Genomic DNA, 16,003 nt, shown 5'->3' with positions numbered 1-16,003 from the left:
ACTCGCGGGCAGCGGGCGGTCGCGTGGGCGCGTCAGACCACGCGCACCAGACCCTGCCGCCGGAGGGACGCCAGCGCGTCGGCCGTGATGAGGGACGCCTGCGGGTGCTCCCCGAAGGTCTCCACCAGGACCTCCTGGAGCTCGGCCAGGGAGCGGGGGCGCTCGCCGAGCTGCTCCCACAGCACCCGACCCAACGGACCCAGCTGTGTGACCTCCGACCCGGTCATCACCACGGCCTGGCCGTCGGTGGTGAGCACCGCGGTGGAGAAGTCGACGCGCTCCACCCGGGCCGTGGACGGCAGCGGCTCGTCGTCGGTGGACCGCTCGGGCACCTGGTCCCACGGGGCCCCGCCGACGAGCACGTTCGGTTCGTCCGCCGCGCGCCGCGGATGGTGCACCTGACCCGCCACCCACTCGGCCAGCAGGTCCGAGGCCTCCTCGATCTCGGCGTAGACCAGCTCCACCACCCCCACCTCGCGGACCACCTCGACCATCCGGCCCAGCCCCCCGGGCGTGCGGCTCAGCGCCGAGCTCTGCGGCGCCAGACGCCCCAGCGCCTCGGCCAGGTCGACCTGCTCCAACCGCGGCAGCGTGCCTCCATCCTGCTGCACCTCCTCCTGGGTGCGCAGACGCCGCAGCAGCACCAGCCCACCCAACGATGCGGGGTGCTCCGGCAGGGCCATGCCCAGCTCGTCGGGACCCACCTGGTGCTTGAGGTGCCCGCCGACGGCCGGGTCGGTGACGATGGAGAGCGGCTTCGGCAGCGGCTGGATGACCAGGTCCTCCCCCACGGCCACGCACTCGTCGGTGAGGTACCCCCATCCCGCCTGGGCCAGCACCCGGCTGGCAGTGGTCTTGCCCGTGCCGGACGCGGCCACCAGGGCGATCGCACGACTGCTGCCCGGGGCGGTGAGGGCGCCGGCGTGCAGCATCAGCGCCTGACCCACGTGCTCGGCGATGGACGAGGAGATGAGCCGCGACGCGAACCGGTACCCGGCCTGCTCGTCGGTGACCGTGAGCGACTCCTCCGGCAGCGCGTCAGCCGCACCGGATCCGCCCTCACCCCCAGCGGCCGCCGGCGGAACGCTCCCCGACGCGTGGAGCCGCATCACCCGGGTGGGCTCCGCGTCGGTCGCGCACCGTGCCCACAGGGCGGGGACGTCGTCCTGCATGCCCGAGGCGTGGTCCACCACCGACCAGATGGTGCTCAACACCTGCAGGCGCGTGATCTCCCGCCCCTCGGGGAGCACGACGTCGGGCCCGCTGCCCGCATCGTGCTCGGTCACGACTCCACCCCGATGTGGGTGAGCAGGAAGGCCAGCTCCAGCGCCCGGTCGCGCCAGGCGTCGTACCGGCCGGAGCGCCCGCCGTGGCCGGCGACCATCTCCGTGCGCAGCAGCACGGGACGCTCGATGGGGTCGTTCGTCACCTGCGAGCGCACCGCCTGCACCCACTTGGTCGGCTCCCCGCACCCCACGCGCGTGTCGTTGAGGCTGGTGGTCGCCAGCATGGCCGGGTACTGCGCCTGCCGCACGTTCTCGTACGGGGTGTAGGACGCCATGCGGTCGTAGACCGCGGAGTCCGCCAGCGGGTTTCCCCACTCGGTCCACTCCCCCACGGTGAGCGGCAGCTCGGGGTTGAGGATGGTGGTGAGCGCGTCCACGAAGGGCACCGCCAGGTGGGCCGCCCGGTAGAGGTCCGGCTCCAGGTTGATCGCCGCACCCAGCAGCAGGCCCCCGGCCGACCCACCCTCCACGGCGAGACGCCCCGCATCGACCCACCCCGCATCGACCAGGGCGTGGGCGCACGCGTTGAGGTCGGTGAAGCTGTTGGCCTTGTGCTCCATGCGGCCGGCCTCGTACCAGGCGCGGCCCATCTCGCCGCCGCCGCGCACGTGGGCGATGGCGAAGACCACGCCCCGGTCGAGCAGGGACAGGCGGCTGATGCGGAAGTCCGGGTCGTTCGACACCTCGTAGGCGCCGTAGCCCGTGAGCAGGCCGGGGGCGGTGCCGTCGGGCTCCACGTCGTTGCGCCGCACCAGCGAGATCGGGATGCGGGTGCCGTCCTGGGCCGTCGCCCACAGGCGCTCCTGGGTGTAGGCGGCCGGGTCGTAGCCGCCGAGCACCGGCTGTTGGCGCAGCACCGTGGGTGCAGGCAGCGGGTCGCCGGCCAGCAGGGGGGCGAGGTCGTACTCGCTGGTGGTGGGCGGGGTGACCAACGACTCGGTCACCACCTGCAGGGTCGTGGCCGTGAACTCGGGGTTGGTGCCGGCGCCGAGGGTGTAGAGCGCCTCATCGGGCACGACGTCCACCGGGGCGCCCAGGGCCAGGCCGTCATCGGCCGTGGCGGGCTCGCCCTGCCCACCGCGGGGCAGCAGGCGCAGGCCCGTGAGCCCGTCGCGGCGCAGCGAGACCAGGGCGAAGTGCTCGAACAGCTCGCACCCCAGCAGGCGCTCCCCCTCGGCCGGCGGGGACACCTGCTGCCAGTGCTCCAGCCCCGGGGCGTCCACGGTGGCGGTGGCCAGCTCCCCCTCGCGGGTGTTGAGGGTGTGCACCAGCAGCAGGTCGCGGCCGGCCACGTCGACGTCGTACTCCAGCCGGTCCTGCCGGGGCTGCACCACCTGCGGCTGGGAGGCCGGGTCGGTGGCGTCCACCAACCACCACTCGCTGGAGTCCGAGGACGCCTTGCCGATGAGCACCCACCGCTCGTCACCGGAGGAGTCCAGCCCCATCCACCAGGCCTCGTCGGACTCGGTGTGCAGCAGCTCGTCGGTGGCCGGGTCGGCCCCGATGGTGTGTCGCCACACCTCGTGCGGGCGCCAGGACTCGTCCACGCGCACGTAGTAGAGCTGGGTGGCGTCGTGGCTGAAGCACAGCCCGTAGCCGACCCCGGTGATCGACTCGTCGATGCGCTCGCCGGTGGCCAGGTCCACCACCGTGACCGCGAACCGCTCGTCGCCGGCGGTGTCCACGGCGAAGGCCAGGCGGGCGTCGTCGCGGCTGACGGTGAAACCGCCCAGGGAGAAGAAGGTGGAGTCCCCGGCCTCGGCGTTGCCGTCGAGCAGCACCTGCTCGCCCGCCGGGACGTTCCCCGCATCGAGTCGGGGTCGGTCGGTGGCGTACTCGCCGGTGGCGGCCACGCGGGCGTGGAGGGGGTACTGCTGGCCCTCCACGGTGCGCGTGTAGTACCACCACTGGCCGTGGCGGGACGGGACGGAGACGTCGGTCTGTTGGGCGCGGGCCTTGATCTCGCCGAAGATGCGCTCGCGGAGCGCATCCTGCGGCGCGAGCTGGGCGTCGGTCCAGGCGTTCTCGGCCTGCAGGTGGGCGACCACCTCGGGGTCCTCGGTGTCGCGCAGCCACTCCCAGTCGTCGGTGAACAGCTGGCCGTGGTGCTCACGCTCGAGCGGACGACGGGGCGCGACGGGCGGGCCCGGGGGAACCGGCGGGGTGACAGCAGACATGCGGCTCACCCTACGGTCAGTCGGCGGGGCAGGTGGCCTACGGGCGGACCGACGGGAACGCTCCGCCGCTACCGTTGCGCCATGCGCTTCCTCTCCGCCGCCGAGTACACCGCCGACCGCGCCTGGGGCGCCCAGGACCTGGCACTGGTGGAGGGCGCCTCGGTGCGCCTGCACTGGACCGACGAGCCCTACATCTGGCACGTGAACGACGGCACGGAGGTGTTCGTGGTGCTCGATGGCATCGTGGACATGCACTACCGCTCCGACGGCACCGAGCACGTGGAGCGCCTCACCCCGGGGCGCATCTGCATCGCTGGGGTCGGTGACGAGCACGTGGCCCACCCGCAGGGCCCGGCCCGCATCCTCGTGGTGGAGAAGCAGGGGTCCGTCTGATGGCCGGCGAGCTCACCCGCTGGGCGGGGACCGGCGAGTCCTCCCCGGGTGCGCGCCGCGTCCTGGTGCTGCCCGGTGCGGGGTACAACGCGTCGATGCCGGGGCTCGCCCTGCCGATGCGGGCCCTGACCCTGGACGGCTGGGACGTGTGGCACGCACAGTGGTCCCTGTCCGGCGGGTCGCGCGAGGACGCCCGCGGCGTGGTCGAGGGCGTCCTGTCGCAGTGGGACGCCGGCCAGTCCGGCCTGCCCGACCTGGTGGTGGGCAAGTCTATCGGCACGATGGGGGCCGGCTGGGTCGCTGACCACGGCATCCCGGCGGTGTGGACCACCCCCCTGCTCACCGATGAGGGCTGCGTCCGTGATCTCGCCCGGGCCACTGCCCCGGCGCTCCTCGTCGCCGGCACCGAGGATGCGACGTGGGACGACGCGGCGGTCGCACGGATCGAGGCGCCGGCTCACCGCATCGAGGGGGCTGACCACGGGTGGCACACGGGTGACTGGCGGCGTGAGCTCGAGGTGCTGCGCGAGCTCACCGAGGCCGTGGCGGGGTTCGCCGCGGAGCTCCGCTGAGCCAGGGCCGCACAGCACCGTGGCGCAGTGAGTGAGACAGGACATCGTGTGCCGGACGGCCCCGGTCGCGGTGTGCAGCCGCTCAGTGCCGGACGATGACCAGCCCCTCGCTCTCGTCCGGCGGCTCGATGAGGCGCTCCAGGTGGACATTCCCCGCACGGGTCACGGCGTGGCTGTGGGGTGCGCCCGCTGCGGTCCGGTCTGCCGCCCGGCTGCTCGCGAGGTCGATCGATGCACCGAGCACGTGCAGCACCACCTGGGCCCCCACGGCTCCGGCTCGCTCCACGGCCCAGGCGCGGCGCTCGCGCGACCAGCTGTTCCAGTCGAGCACGGCGTCGGCGCCGGTCACGAGCACCTGCTCCGCCACGGACCAGATGAGCTCGCGCGCAGCCGAGGCGCGCTCCCCGTACTCGGGTGCGTCGATGCCCAGCCCCGGGTAGAGCCGGATCATCCACTCATCGAGCGTGAAGCGCACCGCCGCACCGTCCGCCGCGAGCTGACGAGCCAGCGTCGACTTGCCGGAACCTGCCAGCCCCAGGAACAGGTGGACGGTGCGCAACACCCTCACCCCACCGGCAGGCAGCCCGGCCCGAGCAGCGCCTTCAGATCGCCGAACAGCGAGTTCGACGCCGTCACCCGCAGGTCGTCCTCCACCCGCATCACCACGCGCCGCCCGGGCTGGGTGAGGTGGATCTGCACCTCCGTGGGCCCGGGGTGCTCACCGAGCACCGTCCGGAGCTTGCTCACCACCGCATCGGTGGTCTGGTTCATGGCCATGTGGATCATCACCGGTCCCCGCGGACCGTCGTCCAGGTCCGGAAGGCGCAGGTCGCTGGCGAAGATCGACACCGCATCGTCCCCCCGCTTCACCCGCCCGGTGACCACACAGACCACGTCCTGCGTCAGCATCGTGGAGACGGTCATGTAGGTGCGGGCGAAGAACAGGCACTCGATGGACCCCTCCAGGTCCTCCACGGTGGCGATCGCCCACAGCTCGCCGCGCTTGTTGCGCTTGGTGACCACCTGGGTGATCAGCCCCGCGATGGTGACCTCCGCCCCGTCGGGCCGGCCGTCCTCCGAGTTCAGGTGCGCGATGCTGGTGTCGCTCGCCCGACTCAACGCGTGCTCGATGCCGAACAGCGGGTGGTCGGAGACGTACAGCCCCAGCATCTCCCGCTCGAAGGCCAGCAGGGTCTGCTTGTCCCACTCCAGGTCCGGGATCGCCGGCATGCCGCCGATGCTGTCGGCCCCCTCACCGCCGTCGCCCATCAGGGAGGCGAAGAGCGACTCCTGCCCGCGCTCCTGCTCCTTCTTCTCCCCCACCAGCGCGTCCACGTACGCCTCGTGCACCGTCGCCAGGGCCTGCCGCTGGTGCCCGAGGTCGTCGAAGGCTCCGGCTTTGATGAGGGAGTCGATGGTGCGCTTGTTGCACACCACGGCCGGACACTTGCGCAGGAAGTCCTCGAACGAGGTGAACTTGCCCTTCTCCTGGCGGGTGGCCTCGATGGCGCGCACCACGTTGCCGCCCACGTTGCGGATGGCCTCCAGACCGAAGCGGATGTCCTGCCCCACGGCCGCGAAGTTCGCGATGGACTCGTTCACGTCCGGCGGCAGCACCTTGATGCCCATGCGCCGGCACTCCCCCAGGTACAGCGCGGACTTGTCCTTGTCGTCCCGCACGCTGGTGAGCAGCGCCGCCATGTACTCGGCGCGGTAGTTCGCCTTGAGGTAGGCCGTCCAGTAGGACACCACGCCGTAGGCCGCCGTGTGCGCCTTGTTGAACGCGTAGTCACTGAACGGCAGCAGGATGCCCCACAGGGTCTCCACCGCATCCTTGGAGTAGCCGTTCTCGAGCATGCCCTTCTCGAAGTTGACGTACTCGGCGTCCAGCACCTCCTTCTTCTTCTTGCCCATCGCGCGGCGCAGCAGGTCTGCGTTGCCCAGGGTGTACCCGGCCAGCTTCTGCGCGATCTCCATCACCTGCTCCTGGTAGATGATCAGCCCGTAGGTCATCTTCAGGATCGGCTCGAGCGCCTCGGTGAGCTCGGGGTGGATGTAGTCCACCGGCTGCTTGCCGTTCTTGCGCAGCGCGAAGTTGGTGTGGGCGTTGGCCCCCATCGGACCGGGGCGGTACAGCGCCAGGGCTGCGGAGATGTCCTCGAAGTTGTCCGGCTGCATCAGGCGCAGCAGCGAGCGCATGCCACCACCGTCGAGCTGGAAGACGCCGAGCGTGTCACCGCGGGCCAGCAGCTGGTAGGCCGCCGGGTCGGTCATGTCCTTGCTCAGCGCATCGAGGTCGATCGTCTCCTCACGGTTCATCTCGATGTTCTTGATGGCGTCGTCGAGGATGGTGAGGTTGCGCAGCCCCAGGAAGTCCATCTTGACCAGGCCGAGCGTCTCGCAGGACGGGTAGTCGAACTGGGTGATGATCTGCCCGTCGGCCTCGCGCCGCATGATCGGGATGAGGTCGATGAGGGGCTCGCTCGCCATGATCACGCCGGCGGCGTGCACACCCCACTGCCGCTTCAGGCCCTCCAGCCCCACGGCGGTGTCGAAGACCTCGCGCGCCTCCGGGTCGTTGGCGTGCAGCTCGCGGAAGTCGATGGCCTCGGCGTAGCGCGGGTGGTCCTCGTCGAAGATCCCCGAGAGCGGGATGTCCTTGCCCATCACCGCCGGCGGCATGGCCTTGGTGAGCTTCTCCCCGGTGGCGAACGGGAAACCCATCACCCGGCTGGCGTCCTTCAGGGCCTGCTTGGCCTTGATGGTGCCGTAGGTGACGATCATGGCCACCCGGTCCGAGCCGTACTTCTCGGTGACGTACTTGATCACCTCGGGGCGACGGCGCTCGTCGAAGTCGACGTCGAAGTCCGGCATCGAGGCGCGCTCGGGGTTCAGGAAGCGCTCGAAGATCAGGCCGTGCGGAATGGGGTCGAGGTCGGTGATCCCCATCGCGTACGCGCACATGGACCCGGCGCCCGAGCCACGCCCCGGCCCCACGCGGATGCCGTTCTCCTTGGCCCAGTTGATGAAGTCGGCCACCACCAGGAAGTACCCCGGGTAGCCCTTGCCGATGATGACGTCCTGCTCGTAGGCAGCCTGCTTGAGCGCGTAGTCGGGCACCCCGTCGGGGAAGCGCGCTGCCAGGCCGGTCTGCACCTCGGAGATGAACCAGCTGGTCTCGTCGTGTCCGTCGGGGCACGGGAAGACCGGCATGTACCGACCCTCACCCTCGGTGAACTCCACGTTGCACCGCTCGGCGATCAACAGCGTGTTGTCACAAGCCTCCGGCACCTCCCGCCACAGGTGCCGCATCTCCGCGGCGGACTTCAGGTAGAACTCGTCGGAGTCGAACTTGAACCGGTTGGGGTCCATCAGGGTGGACCCGGACTGCACGCACAGCAGGGCGCCGTGGGCCTTCGCGTCGTCCTTGTGCGTGTAGTGCAGGTCGTTCGTGGCCACCAGCGGCAGGTCCAGCTCCTTGGCCAGCTTCAACAGGTCGGCGCGGATCTGGCGCTCGATGTCGAGCCCGTGGTCCATCAGCTCGCAGAAGAAGTTGTCCTTGCCGAAGATGTCCTGGAACTCGGCCGCGGCCTCCTTGGCCTTGTCGTACTGCCCCAGCCGCAGCCGGGTCTGCACCTCACCCGAGGGGCAGCCGGTGGTGGCGATGATCCCCTTGCCGTACCGGTCCAGCAGCTCGCGGTCCATGCGCGGCTTGAAGTAGAAGCCCTCGATGGAGGCCAGAGAGGACGCCCGGAACAGGTTGTGCATGCCCTCGGTGGTCTCGGCCCACATCGTCATGTGGGTGTACGCGCCCGAGCCGGAGACGTCGTTGCGGCCGCCGTCGCCGAACTTCACCCGCGTCTTGTCCGTGCGGTGCGTGCCCGGCGTCAGGTAGGCCTCCACCCCGACGATCGGCTTGGCCTCGAACTTGCGTGCCTTGGACCAGAACTCATACGCCCCGAAGACCGAGCCGTGGTCGGTGCTGGCGATGGCAGGCATGCCCATCTCATCGGCGACGGCGAACATGTCGTCGATGCGCGCCGCACCGTCCAGCATCGAGTACTCGGTGTGGTTGTGCAGGTGGACGAAGTTCTCAGAAGACCCAGGCGCGCTCATCGCCGGTCATTCTAGGTCGCCCCACCGACAGCCTCACCGGACGCTCACCCGGCGCTCGCGCAGGACCGATGCGGTCAGCCCCGCAGCTGGTCGATGGCCGCCTGGAGGTCGTCCGGGTACTCGCTGCTGAAGCGCACGTACTCCCCCGACCCGGGGTGGGTGAAGCCCAGCTCCACCGCGTGCAGCCACTGCCGCACCAGCCCCAGCCGCTTGGCCAGGGTGGGGTCGGCGCCGTAGGTCAGGTCGCCCGCGCAGGGGTGGCCCATCGCCGAGAAGTGCACGCGGATCTGGTGGGTGCGCCCGGTCTCCAGGTGCACCTGCAGCAACGAGGCGGCCCGGTGGGCCTCCAGCAGCTCGTAGTGGGTGATGCTGGGGCGCCCGTTCGACATCACGGCGAACCGGTAGTCGTGGCCCGGGTGGCGGCCGATGGGGGCATCGATGGTGCCCTGGAGCGGATCCGGGAGTCCCTGCACCAGCGTGTGGTACGTCTTGTCGACCACCCGGTCGCGGAAGGCCTGCTTGAGCACGCTGTAGGCGCGCTCGGACTTCGCGACCACCATCAGCCCCGAGGTGCCCACGTCCAGACGCTGCACGATCCCCTGCCGCTCGGCGGCCCCCGAGGTGCTGATGCGGTAGCCCTCCGCGGCGAGTCCACCCACCACGTCGGGGCCCTTCCAGCCCACGCTCGGGTGCGCCGCCACGCCGGCGGGCTTGTCCACCACGATGATCTCGGTGTCCTCGTGGACCACCCGCAGGCCCGGGATGGGCTCGGTGCTGGGCAGCACCGGGGGCGCCTGGTTCTCCGCCGGAAGGGTCACCGTCACCAGCTCCCCCGCCAGCAGACGGTCCCCCTTGCCCAGGGTCCTGCTGCCCATGAGCACCCCGCCCTCGGCGGCGATGTCCGCCACCTTGTTGCGGGACAGACCCAGCAGACGGGACAGACCGGCATCGACCCGCTCGCCCTCCAGGCCGTCAGGGACCACGACCGTGCGTGTCTCACTCATGCGCGCTCCTGCGGGTTCTCGATGGTCTCGACGGCGGTGGGCTCGATGCCGCGCAGCGCCAGGAGCACCACCAGGGCGGCCCCGCAGGTGACGCCGATGTCGGCCACGTTGAACACCGGCCAGTGGGGCAGGGCGAGGAAGTCGACCACGTGACCGCGGGCGAAGCCCGGCGCCCGCACGAGCCGGTCGATGAGGTTGCCGCCCGCGCCGCCGGCGATCAGCCCCAGGGCCACTCCCCAGGCGGGGCTGACGACCTGTCGGCTGAACCAGAGGATCGCCAGCGAGACCACGATGGCCAGCACCGTGAACACCGGTGTGGCCGACGTGCCCAGGCTGAAGGCCGCCCCGGGGTTGAACACCAGCCTCAGCTGCAACAGCTCACCCACCACGGGGACCACCTCCCCCCGGTCGAGCCGGGCGAGGGCCCATTCCTTGGTGACCTGGTCGATCACCACCCACACGGCGGCGAGACCCGCCACCAGGGGCAGATGGCCCCGGTGGCGGGTCGGACGGTCGGACGACGTGGTGTGGGGCGCGTTCAGCGCCGCTCCTGGTGCTGCTTGCATGGCATGCACAGGGTCGCACGAGGGAAGGCCTGCAGCCGCATCTTGCCGATCGGCTCCGAGCACGCCTCGCACTGGCCGTAGCTGCCGTCGGTGATGCGGCCGAGCGCCGTGGTGGTCTGCACCAGCAGCGCACGGGAGTTCTCCGCCAGGGTCATCTCGTGCTGACGCTCGTTGCTGAACGAGCCCGCATCGGCCTCGTCCCCCTGCGCGTCGATGTTGCTGCTCACCAGGTCCAGCAGGTCCTGCTCGGCCAGCTCCAGCTCCTGGGTGAGGCGCTTCAGCTCGAGCTCCAGCTCGGTGCGCACCTCCTTGAGCTCGGTCTTCGACCAGGGCTCCTCGGCCTGCGCGACCACCAGCGCCTTGGGCTTGGCCGCCTTGCGACCGGTCAGCCGCTCCCCGACCGTCGCCGTGCCCTTGGCGGGGGTCTTGGCGGCGGCGGCCTTGGCCGCCGGCTTGCTGGCAGCAGCGGTGGTCGTCTTCTTGGCGGACGCCCCGGTGGAGGCCGCCTTCTTGGCCGTGGCCTTCTTCGGTGCGGACTTCGCCGGGGTCTTGGTGGCAGGGGCCTTCTTCGTGGCGGACTTGGCCGGCGCCTTCTTGGCGGCAGGAGCCGCCTTGGCCGGTGCCTTCTTGCTCGCGGTCGTCGTGGCCACCGCTACTCCTCGGTTCGTCGAGCACCGGCGTCCCGCACCCTCGACAGGCGCATGCGGACGACCCGGTGACCGGGCGTGGCGTTCCCTCGCGGAACGATTGCGGGAACCATAGGCCGTTGTCGCAGTGAGACAAAGCACACAGGGGTTTCGTGCCCAAATCGTCACCTTCTGTTCCACCGGAGTTCACCGGGGGCGGGTGCGATGCCCTCTCATCCCCAGAGCGAGCTCGCCCCGGTCCGACCCCGCGAGGGTGCCGCCAGGAAGCGCCGCTGCTCGGCGGCCCACGCGGCGAACTCGTCGGCCCGCACCCGCAGCATCGCGTCGGCCTCCGCCAGGCGCTCCCGCGCATCGGTGATGCGCCGCTCCAGCTCCGTGAGTCGGCGCTCCACGTGCTCCTCCCGCGCGCGGGCCGACTCCTCCGCCGCCCACACGTGCTCGTCGTGCAGGCGCTGCGCAGCCGCCAGCAGCTCACCCGCCTCCGCCCCCTCGGAGCCCGCCGACTCCACCCGGTCGGCGGCCACGGTCAGCCCCGCCACACGCTCCTTCACCCGCTCCAGCGCGGCCTCGGCCTCCGCCTGCTCCCGTCGCGCCTCCTCGATGCGGTGGTGCGCGTCGAACTCGGCGCTCTCCGCGGCGTGCATGGCCGCCATGATCCGCTGGTCGGCCTCCTGCCGCGCATGCTCCGCGGAGCCGGCCGGGGCCGCAGGGCCGCCGGCCGGGACGAACCCGTCGTCGGCGGGAGCCTGCGCCATCGAGCCGGCTCCCGGCCCCCCGTGCGTGATGGGCTCCACGGGCCCCTCCCACCCGCCGGCGAACTCCGGCGCCTCGCTGTGCCCGTGCAGGCGATCGCGCAGCGACTCGTTCTCCGCGATGAGGCGGCGCAGCTCCGCCTGCACGCCATCCAGGAAGTCGTTGACCTGGCTCTTGTCGTACCCGGGGCGCAACCGGGTCTCGTCGAACTCGTGCTCGAACAGGTCATCAGGGTTGAGGGGCATCCTCGGCCTTTCGCATCGACGTCGCTGGTCGAGTCTGCCACGCACGACGGCCCCGTCCGGGCGGACAGGGCCATCATGTGGACGAGCAGGGTGCGGGCTCAGGTGAGGGGTTTGACGATCCCCATCAGGATCAGCGTGCCGATCGCCAGCACCAGGAAGCCCACGTCCAGCTGGATCGCCCCCAGGTTCAGCGGGGGGATCACCCGGCGCAGTCCCTTCAGGGGCGGATCGGTGACCGTGAACACGCCCTCGGCCAGCACCAGGGCGGGGCCGGAGGGGCGCCAGTGCGGCGCGAAGGACTGCACCCAGTCGAAGATCATCCGGACCAACAGGGCCCAGAAGAACAGGAAGAGTGCCAGGTGGACGACGGCGAGGACGACGAGCACGGGTCAGTCGGAGCTGGTCTGGCCGGTCTGGCCGGTCGGGTCGCCCTGCCCACCCTCGGAGGAGACACCCTCCGGCGACAGCAGGAAGACCTTGTTCGTGATGCGGTCGATGGAGCCGTACAGGCCGAACACGAGCCCGGCCGCGAAGTCCACCAGGCGCTTGGCGTCACCGTCGGACAGGTCGGTGAGGTTCATGATCACCGGCACGCCCTCGCGGAAGCTCTCGCCGATGAGCTTGGCCTCGTTGAAGGTGGCCGGGTGGATGGTGGTGATGCGGTGGATGCCGCCCATGGGAACTCCTGCGGATCGACGGGACTCGGGACGGGCGGAGGGCTGCGGCGCGACAGCGCGCTCACGACGGTCCGCCGGGACGGGCGCCACGGCACGCCCGCGCTCCTCGCGCGGACGCCGGTCGTCGTCCTCCAGGCGGTGCGCGCCGCTGTCCTCCCGGCCGTGGGTGCCGCGGGGCTCGCGCTCCACCTCGTCACGCTCGACCTCGTCGTCGTACTGGTCGTAGTCGTCGTAGCGGTCACGCTCGTCGATCTCGGCGAAGCCCAACAGCTCCATCGTCTTGTTGAAGACACCGGCCATGTGTCGCTCCTAGCTCCCGGCTGGTCCTGACGGGCAATCGTGGACGTTTCGTGCGCGCCACCCCCAGACCTCGAGCCCCTGCGAGGCGCGGTCCCGGTCGGCGTGGTGGGGCAAGGCTAGCCCAGCGTCGGACGTGCCCCCATGATTGCCGAGCCCACCCGCACGTGTGTCGCACCGGCGGCGACCGCGGCCTCCAGGTCGCCGCTCATGCCCGCCGAGAGCATGGTGGCCCCGGGGTGCTCGGCCAGCACCGTGGCCCGTACCCGGGCCAGCGCCGCGAAGGCGGTGGAGGGCTCCACCTGCGGCGGGGCCACCGTCATCAGGCCGGCCAGCTCGAGCCGCTCGGCCTGCTCCACGGCCGCACACAGGTCCAGCAGGTCGTCGGGGTGGACGCCGCCGCGACCCGCATCGGGCTCTCCCCCCTCGACCACCGGGTCGAGGTCCACCTGCACGCAGACAGCCAAACACCGGTCGTGCCGCTGCGCCGCGCGGTCCAGCGCTCCCACCAGCTTGGGGCGGTCCACCGAGTGCACGAGGTCGGCGTAACCGGCCACGGAGCCGGCCTTCTTGCTCTGCACCTGCCCGATGAAGTGCATCCGCACCTCGTCCACCACGTCCCGCTCCTCGGCGGGCAGCAGGCCGGGCCAGGCGGCGGCCTTGGCACTGGCCTCCTGGTCGCGGTTCTCCCCCACGTCCCGCACGCCCAGACGCACCAGCCGGGCCACGTCCTCGGCACCGAAGAACTTGGTCACCACCACCAGGGTGACCTCCTGCGGAGACCGGCCGGCGTCCGCACAGGCCCGTTCGATGCGGGCGAGCGTCGCCCGCAGGCCGTCGGCCAGCTCCGCGGTGCGGGCGTCGGCGCCCGCGGGCAGGGCCAGGGCATCGGACCTCACGACATCCCCCCGGCCGAGGGGGGCAGCAGACGCACGGCCCCCGCCAGGCGTCCGGTCCGGCCGTCGCGGCGGTAGCTGAAGAGGTCCTCGTCCTCCAGGGTGCACCCGGCCACCCACTCACGGAGGGACACCCCGAGCCGGGCCAGCTGCTCCACCACCCCGGCCGCCACATCGATGCTGGGGGTCCCCCAGGAGGTCCGGCCCACCGCGACCGGCTCGTGGCGCTCGGCCTCGTCGCGCATCTCCTGCGGCACCTCGTAGCACCGGCTGCACACCGACGGCCCCACCACGGCCTCGAGCCGCTCGGCCCCCCGCGATCGCAGCGTCTCCACGGTGCGCTCCACCACACCCGCCAGCATGCCGGGACGGCCGGCATGGACGGCGGCACACAGCCCACGCTCACGGTCCACCAGCAGGGTGGGCGTGCAGTCGGCCACCACCACCAGACCCACGCCCGGCTCCAGGCCCGCGGCGTGGCGTCCGGCGGCATCGATGACCAGGCCGTCGCCCTCGGGCAGCACGTGCGAGCCGGCCGGGGTGTGGCTGGCCGACTCCGCGTCCACCACGCGCACCGCGGCCCCGTGCACCTGGTTCATCCAGTGCAGGTCGTCCAGGGCCACGCCCAGCCCGTGGGCCAGGGCCCGGCGGTGAGCGGCCACGCGCCCCGCATCGTCGCCGACGTGGTCGCCCAGGTTGAAGCCGGCCATGGCCCCCTGACCCGGGAAGTGGTCCACGGCCCGGCGGGTGAACAGCCACTCGACCCCCCACAGGTCGTCCGCGGGGGGCAACGACTCCCGCCACCACACGGGGGCGGGGACGGGGGCGGTGGATCGGGACGGGGTCACGGGGCACCTTCGATCGCGGGCACGGTCGCGACCATTGTGACCTCTCCGACACCCGGACACGCCGCAGGCCCTTCCAGCTCGGTGGAAGGGCCTGCGGCGGACGGGGCGGAGCATCCGCCCTCGGGGTCACACGGTGCGGCCGGGGGCCGCGGTGCTCACTTCAGGAAGTCCGGCACGTCCAGGTCGGCCTGGCGCTGGCCACCCTGCTGGCCCTGCTGTGCCTTCTGGGCCTGCTGGCCGGCGGGCTGCTGACGATTCGGCGTGGCCGGGCGCTGCTGGGCCTGCTGCCCGGCGGGGCGTTGGGCCTGCTGGCGCTGCTGGGTGCCGCCCTGCTGCGCCGGGCGCTGCACGGATGGGCGGGACTGCCCGCCGAAACCGGCCCCCAGGTGACCACCGGCCGCCTGCTCGCCAGCACCCTGCTGGGCCTGCTGCACGCGGCCCGCGGCGCCCTGCCCGGCGTCCTCGCGCGGGGTGGGCTCGCCACCGTCGAACCCGGCGGCGATGACCGTGACCCGCACCTCGTCGCCGAGGGAGTCGTCGATGACCGTTCCGAAGATGACGTTGGCCTCGGGGTGCGCGGCCTCCTGCACGAGGCGGGCGGCCTCGTTGATCTCGAACAGACCCAGGTCGCTGCCACCCTGCACCGAGAGCAGCACGCCGTAGGCGCCGTCGATGCTGGCCTCCAGCAGCGGGCTGGAGATGGCGAGCTCGGCGGCCTCGACCGCGCGGTCCTCGCCGCGGGCGGAGCCGATGCCCATGAGCGCGGAGCCCGCACCCTGCATGACCGACTTCACGTCGGCGAAGTCGAGGTTGATCAGACCCGGGGTGGTGATGAGGTCGGTGATGCCCTGCACACCCGAGAGCAGCACCTGGTCGGCCGAGCGGAAGGCGTCCAGCATCGTCACGCCCTTGTCGCTGATCGACAGCAGGCGGTCGTTGGGGATGACGATGAGGGTGTCGACCTCCTCCCGCAGGGACCCGATGCCGGACTCGGCCTGGTTCGCGCGGCGACGGCCCTCGAAGGTGAACGGGCGGGTGACCACACCGATGGTCAGGGCACCCAGCGAACGGGCGATGCGGGCCACGACGGGGGCGCCACCGGTGCCGGTGCCGCCACCCTCGCCGGCGGTCACGAAGACCATGTCGGCCCCCTTGAGGACCTCCTCGATCTCATCGGCGTGGTCCTCGGCGGCCTGTCGGCCCACCTCCGGGTCGGCGCCGGCACCGAGGCCACGGGTGAGCTCGCGGCCCACGTCGAGCTTCACGTCGGCGTCGCTCATGAGGAGCGCCTGCGCGTCGGTGTTGATGGCGATGAACTCGACGCCCTTGAGGCCCACCTCGATCATGCGGTTGATGGCGTTGACACCGCCGCCGCCGATACCGACGACCTTGATCACGGCGAGGTAGTTCTGCGGGTTTGCCATGGAGGGCTGGCCTTCCTGTGTCGGGCGCCGGGACGGCTGCCAGGTCTGTGTCGCCACCCCGGTCCTGGACGTGGGGTGAACTTCTACTTCACGGTGACACTC

15 protein-coding genes are annotated in these 16,003 nt (G+C 71.6%); 2 read left to right on the top strand and 13 right to left on the bottom strand.

What is annotated here, in order from left to right; genetic code table 11:
* Positions 1–32: 32 nt before the first annotated feature.
* The gene (locus tag ACEY2A_RS02450) at positions 33–1,286 is read right to left on the bottom strand and encodes a hypothetical protein (protein WP_088817381.1); all 1,254 of its coding nucleotides are present in this window, start codon (positions 1,284–1,286) and stop codon (positions 33–35) included.
* Positions 1,283–3,463 carry a S9 family peptidase gene (locus ACEY2A_RS02445; RefSeq protein ID WP_374929303.1) on the bottom strand — a complete coding sequence of 727 codons (2,181 nt, stop codon included), beginning with the start codon at positions 3,461–3,463 and terminating at the stop codon, positions 1,283–1,285. Before ACEY2A_RS02445 ends, ACEY2A_RS02450 begins: the two co-directional genes overlap by 4 nt.
* A gap of 81 nt (positions 3,464–3,544) precedes the next feature.
* Here ACEY2A_RS02445 and ACEY2A_RS02440 point away from each other — a divergent pair, with 81 nt between their 5' ends.
* Together ACEY2A_RS02440 and ACEY2A_RS02435 are read left to right on the top strand one after the other, a co-directional pair.
* Positions 3,545–3,856, top strand: a complete 312-nt coding sequence (locus ACEY2A_RS02440; RefSeq protein WP_088817383.1) for a cupin — start codon at positions 3,545–3,547, stop codon at positions 3,854–3,856.
* On the top strand, positions 3,856–4,428 hold the full coding sequence (locus ACEY2A_RS02435; RefSeq protein ID WP_374929302.1) for a hypothetical protein: 573 nt from the start codon (positions 3,856–3,858) through the stop codon (positions 4,426–4,428). The genes ACEY2A_RS02440 and ACEY2A_RS02435 overlap by 1 nt, the downstream gene beginning before the upstream one ends.
* Before the next feature lie 82 nt (positions 4,429–4,510).
* Here ACEY2A_RS02435 and ACEY2A_RS02430 read toward each other — a convergent pair whose 3' ends face one another.
* The 11 genes from ACEY2A_RS02430 to ftsZ all read right to left on the bottom strand — a co-directional run bounded on the left by ACEY2A_RS02430 (position 4,511) and on the right by ftsZ (position 15,901).
* On the bottom strand, positions 4,511–4,990 hold the full coding sequence (locus ACEY2A_RS02430; protein WP_374929301.1) for an AAA family ATPase: 480 nt from the start codon (positions 4,988–4,990) through the stop codon (positions 4,511–4,513).
* Positions 4,991–4,992: 2 nt separating this feature from the next.
* Positions 4,993–8,544, bottom strand: a complete 3,552-nt coding sequence (gene dnaE, locus ACEY2A_RS02425) for a DNA polymerase III subunit alpha (protein ID WP_374929300.1) — start codon at positions 8,542–8,544, stop codon at positions 4,993–4,995.
* Between the two features lie 74 nt (positions 8,545–8,618).
* Positions 8,619–9,548 carry an RluA family pseudouridine synthase gene (locus tag ACEY2A_RS02420; protein WP_374929299.1) on the bottom strand — a complete coding sequence of 310 codons (930 nt, stop codon included), beginning with the start codon at positions 9,546–9,548 and terminating at the stop codon, positions 8,619–8,621.
* Positions 9,545–10,114 (bottom strand): signal peptidase II, encoded by a 570-nt coding sequence (gene lspA, locus ACEY2A_RS02415; protein WP_374929298.1) that lies wholly within the window; start codon positions 10,112–10,114, stop codon positions 9,545–9,547. Before lspA ends, ACEY2A_RS02420 begins: the two co-directional genes overlap by 4 nt.
* The gene (locus tag ACEY2A_RS02410; RefSeq protein ID WP_374929297.1) at positions 10,087–10,764 is read right to left on the bottom strand and encodes a TraR/DksA family transcriptional regulator; all 678 of its coding nucleotides are present in this window, start codon (positions 10,762–10,764) and stop codon (positions 10,087–10,089) included. Before ACEY2A_RS02410 ends, lspA begins: the two co-directional genes overlap by 28 nt.
* 209 nt (positions 10,765–10,973) lie before the next feature.
* Positions 10,974–11,759 (bottom strand): DivIVA domain-containing protein, encoded by a 786-nt coding sequence (locus tag ACEY2A_RS02405; protein ID WP_374929296.1) that lies wholly within the window; start codon positions 11,757–11,759, stop codon positions 10,974–10,976.
* Between the two features lie 98 nt (positions 11,760–11,857).
* A complete protein-coding gene (locus tag ACEY2A_RS02400) occupies positions 11,858–12,145 on the bottom strand; it encodes a YggT family protein (protein WP_374929295.1) in 288 nt (95 codons plus the stop codon).
* 3 nt (positions 12,146–12,148) lie between these two features.
* Positions 12,149–12,736: a cell division protein SepF gene (locus ACEY2A_RS02395; RefSeq protein WP_374929294.1), complete on the bottom strand. Its 588-nt coding sequence runs from the start codon at positions 12,734–12,736 to the stop codon at positions 12,149–12,151.
* Between the two features lie 116 nt (positions 12,737–12,852).
* The gene (locus ACEY2A_RS02390) at positions 12,853–13,632 is read right to left on the bottom strand and encodes a YggS family pyridoxal phosphate-dependent enzyme (protein ID WP_374929293.1); all 780 of its coding nucleotides are present in this window, start codon (positions 13,630–13,632) and stop codon (positions 12,853–12,855) included.
* Positions 13,629–14,477 carry a polyphenol oxidase family protein gene (locus tag ACEY2A_RS02385; protein ID WP_374929292.1) on the bottom strand — a complete coding sequence of 283 codons (849 nt, stop codon included), beginning with the start codon at positions 14,475–14,477 and terminating at the stop codon, positions 13,629–13,631. The genes ACEY2A_RS02390 and ACEY2A_RS02385 overlap by 4 nt, the downstream gene beginning before the upstream one ends.
* 155 nt (positions 14,478–14,632) lie before the next feature.
* Complete coding sequence (gene ftsZ / locus ACEY2A_RS02380) at positions 14,633–15,901, bottom strand: cell division protein FtsZ (protein ID WP_374929291.1); 1,269 nt, start codon at positions 15,899–15,901, stop codon at positions 14,633–14,635.
* Positions 15,902–16,003: the final 102 nt, after the last annotated feature.

The organism is Kytococcus sedentarius (assembly GCF_041937525.1).
In the GTDB taxonomy this organism is placed as follows: domain Bacteria; phylum Actinomycetota; class Actinomycetes; order Actinomycetales; family Dermatophilaceae; genus Kytococcus; species Kytococcus sedentarius_A.
The sequence above is the reverse complement of the archived record's forward strand: the minus strand, read 5'-3'. Positions and strand labels throughout refer to the sequence as shown.

Excerpts from the sequence above, each read along its gene's own strand:
- ACEY2A_RS02445 (WP_374929303.1), bottom strand. The coding sequence starts at position 3,463 with ATGTCTGCTGTCACCCCGCCGGTTCCCCCGGGCCCGCCCGTCGCGCCC.
- ACEY2A_RS02440 (WP_088817383.1), top strand. The coding sequence starts at position 3,545 with ATGCGCTTCCTCTCCGCCGCCGAGTACACCGCCGACCGCGCCTGGGGC.
- ACEY2A_RS02435 (WP_374929302.1), top strand. The coding sequence starts at position 3,856 with ATGGCCGGCGAGCTCACCCGCTGGGCGGGGACCGGCGAGTCCTCCCCG.
- dnaE (WP_374929300.1), bottom strand. The coding sequence starts at position 8,544 with ATGAGCGCGCCTGGGTCTTCTGAGAACTTCGTCCACCTGCACAACCAC.
- ACEY2A_RS02420 (WP_374929299.1), bottom strand. The coding sequence starts at position 9,548 with ATGAGTGAGACACGCACGGTCGTGGTCCCTGACGGCCTGGAGGGCGAG.
- lspA (WP_374929298.1), bottom strand. The coding sequence starts at position 10,114 with ATGCAAGCAGCACCAGGAGCGGCGCTGAACGCGCCCCACACCACGTCG.
- ACEY2A_RS02405 (WP_374929296.1), bottom strand. The coding sequence starts at position 11,759 with ATGCCCCTCAACCCTGATGACCTGTTCGAGCACGAGTTCGACGAGACC.
- ACEY2A_RS02395 (WP_374929294.1), bottom strand. The coding sequence starts at position 12,736 with ATGGCCGGTGTCTTCAACAAGACGATGGAGCTGTTGGGCTTCGCCGAG.
- ftsZ (WP_374929291.1), bottom strand. The coding sequence starts at position 15,901 with ATGGCAAACCCGCAGAACTACCTCGCCGTGATCAAGGTCGTCGGTATC.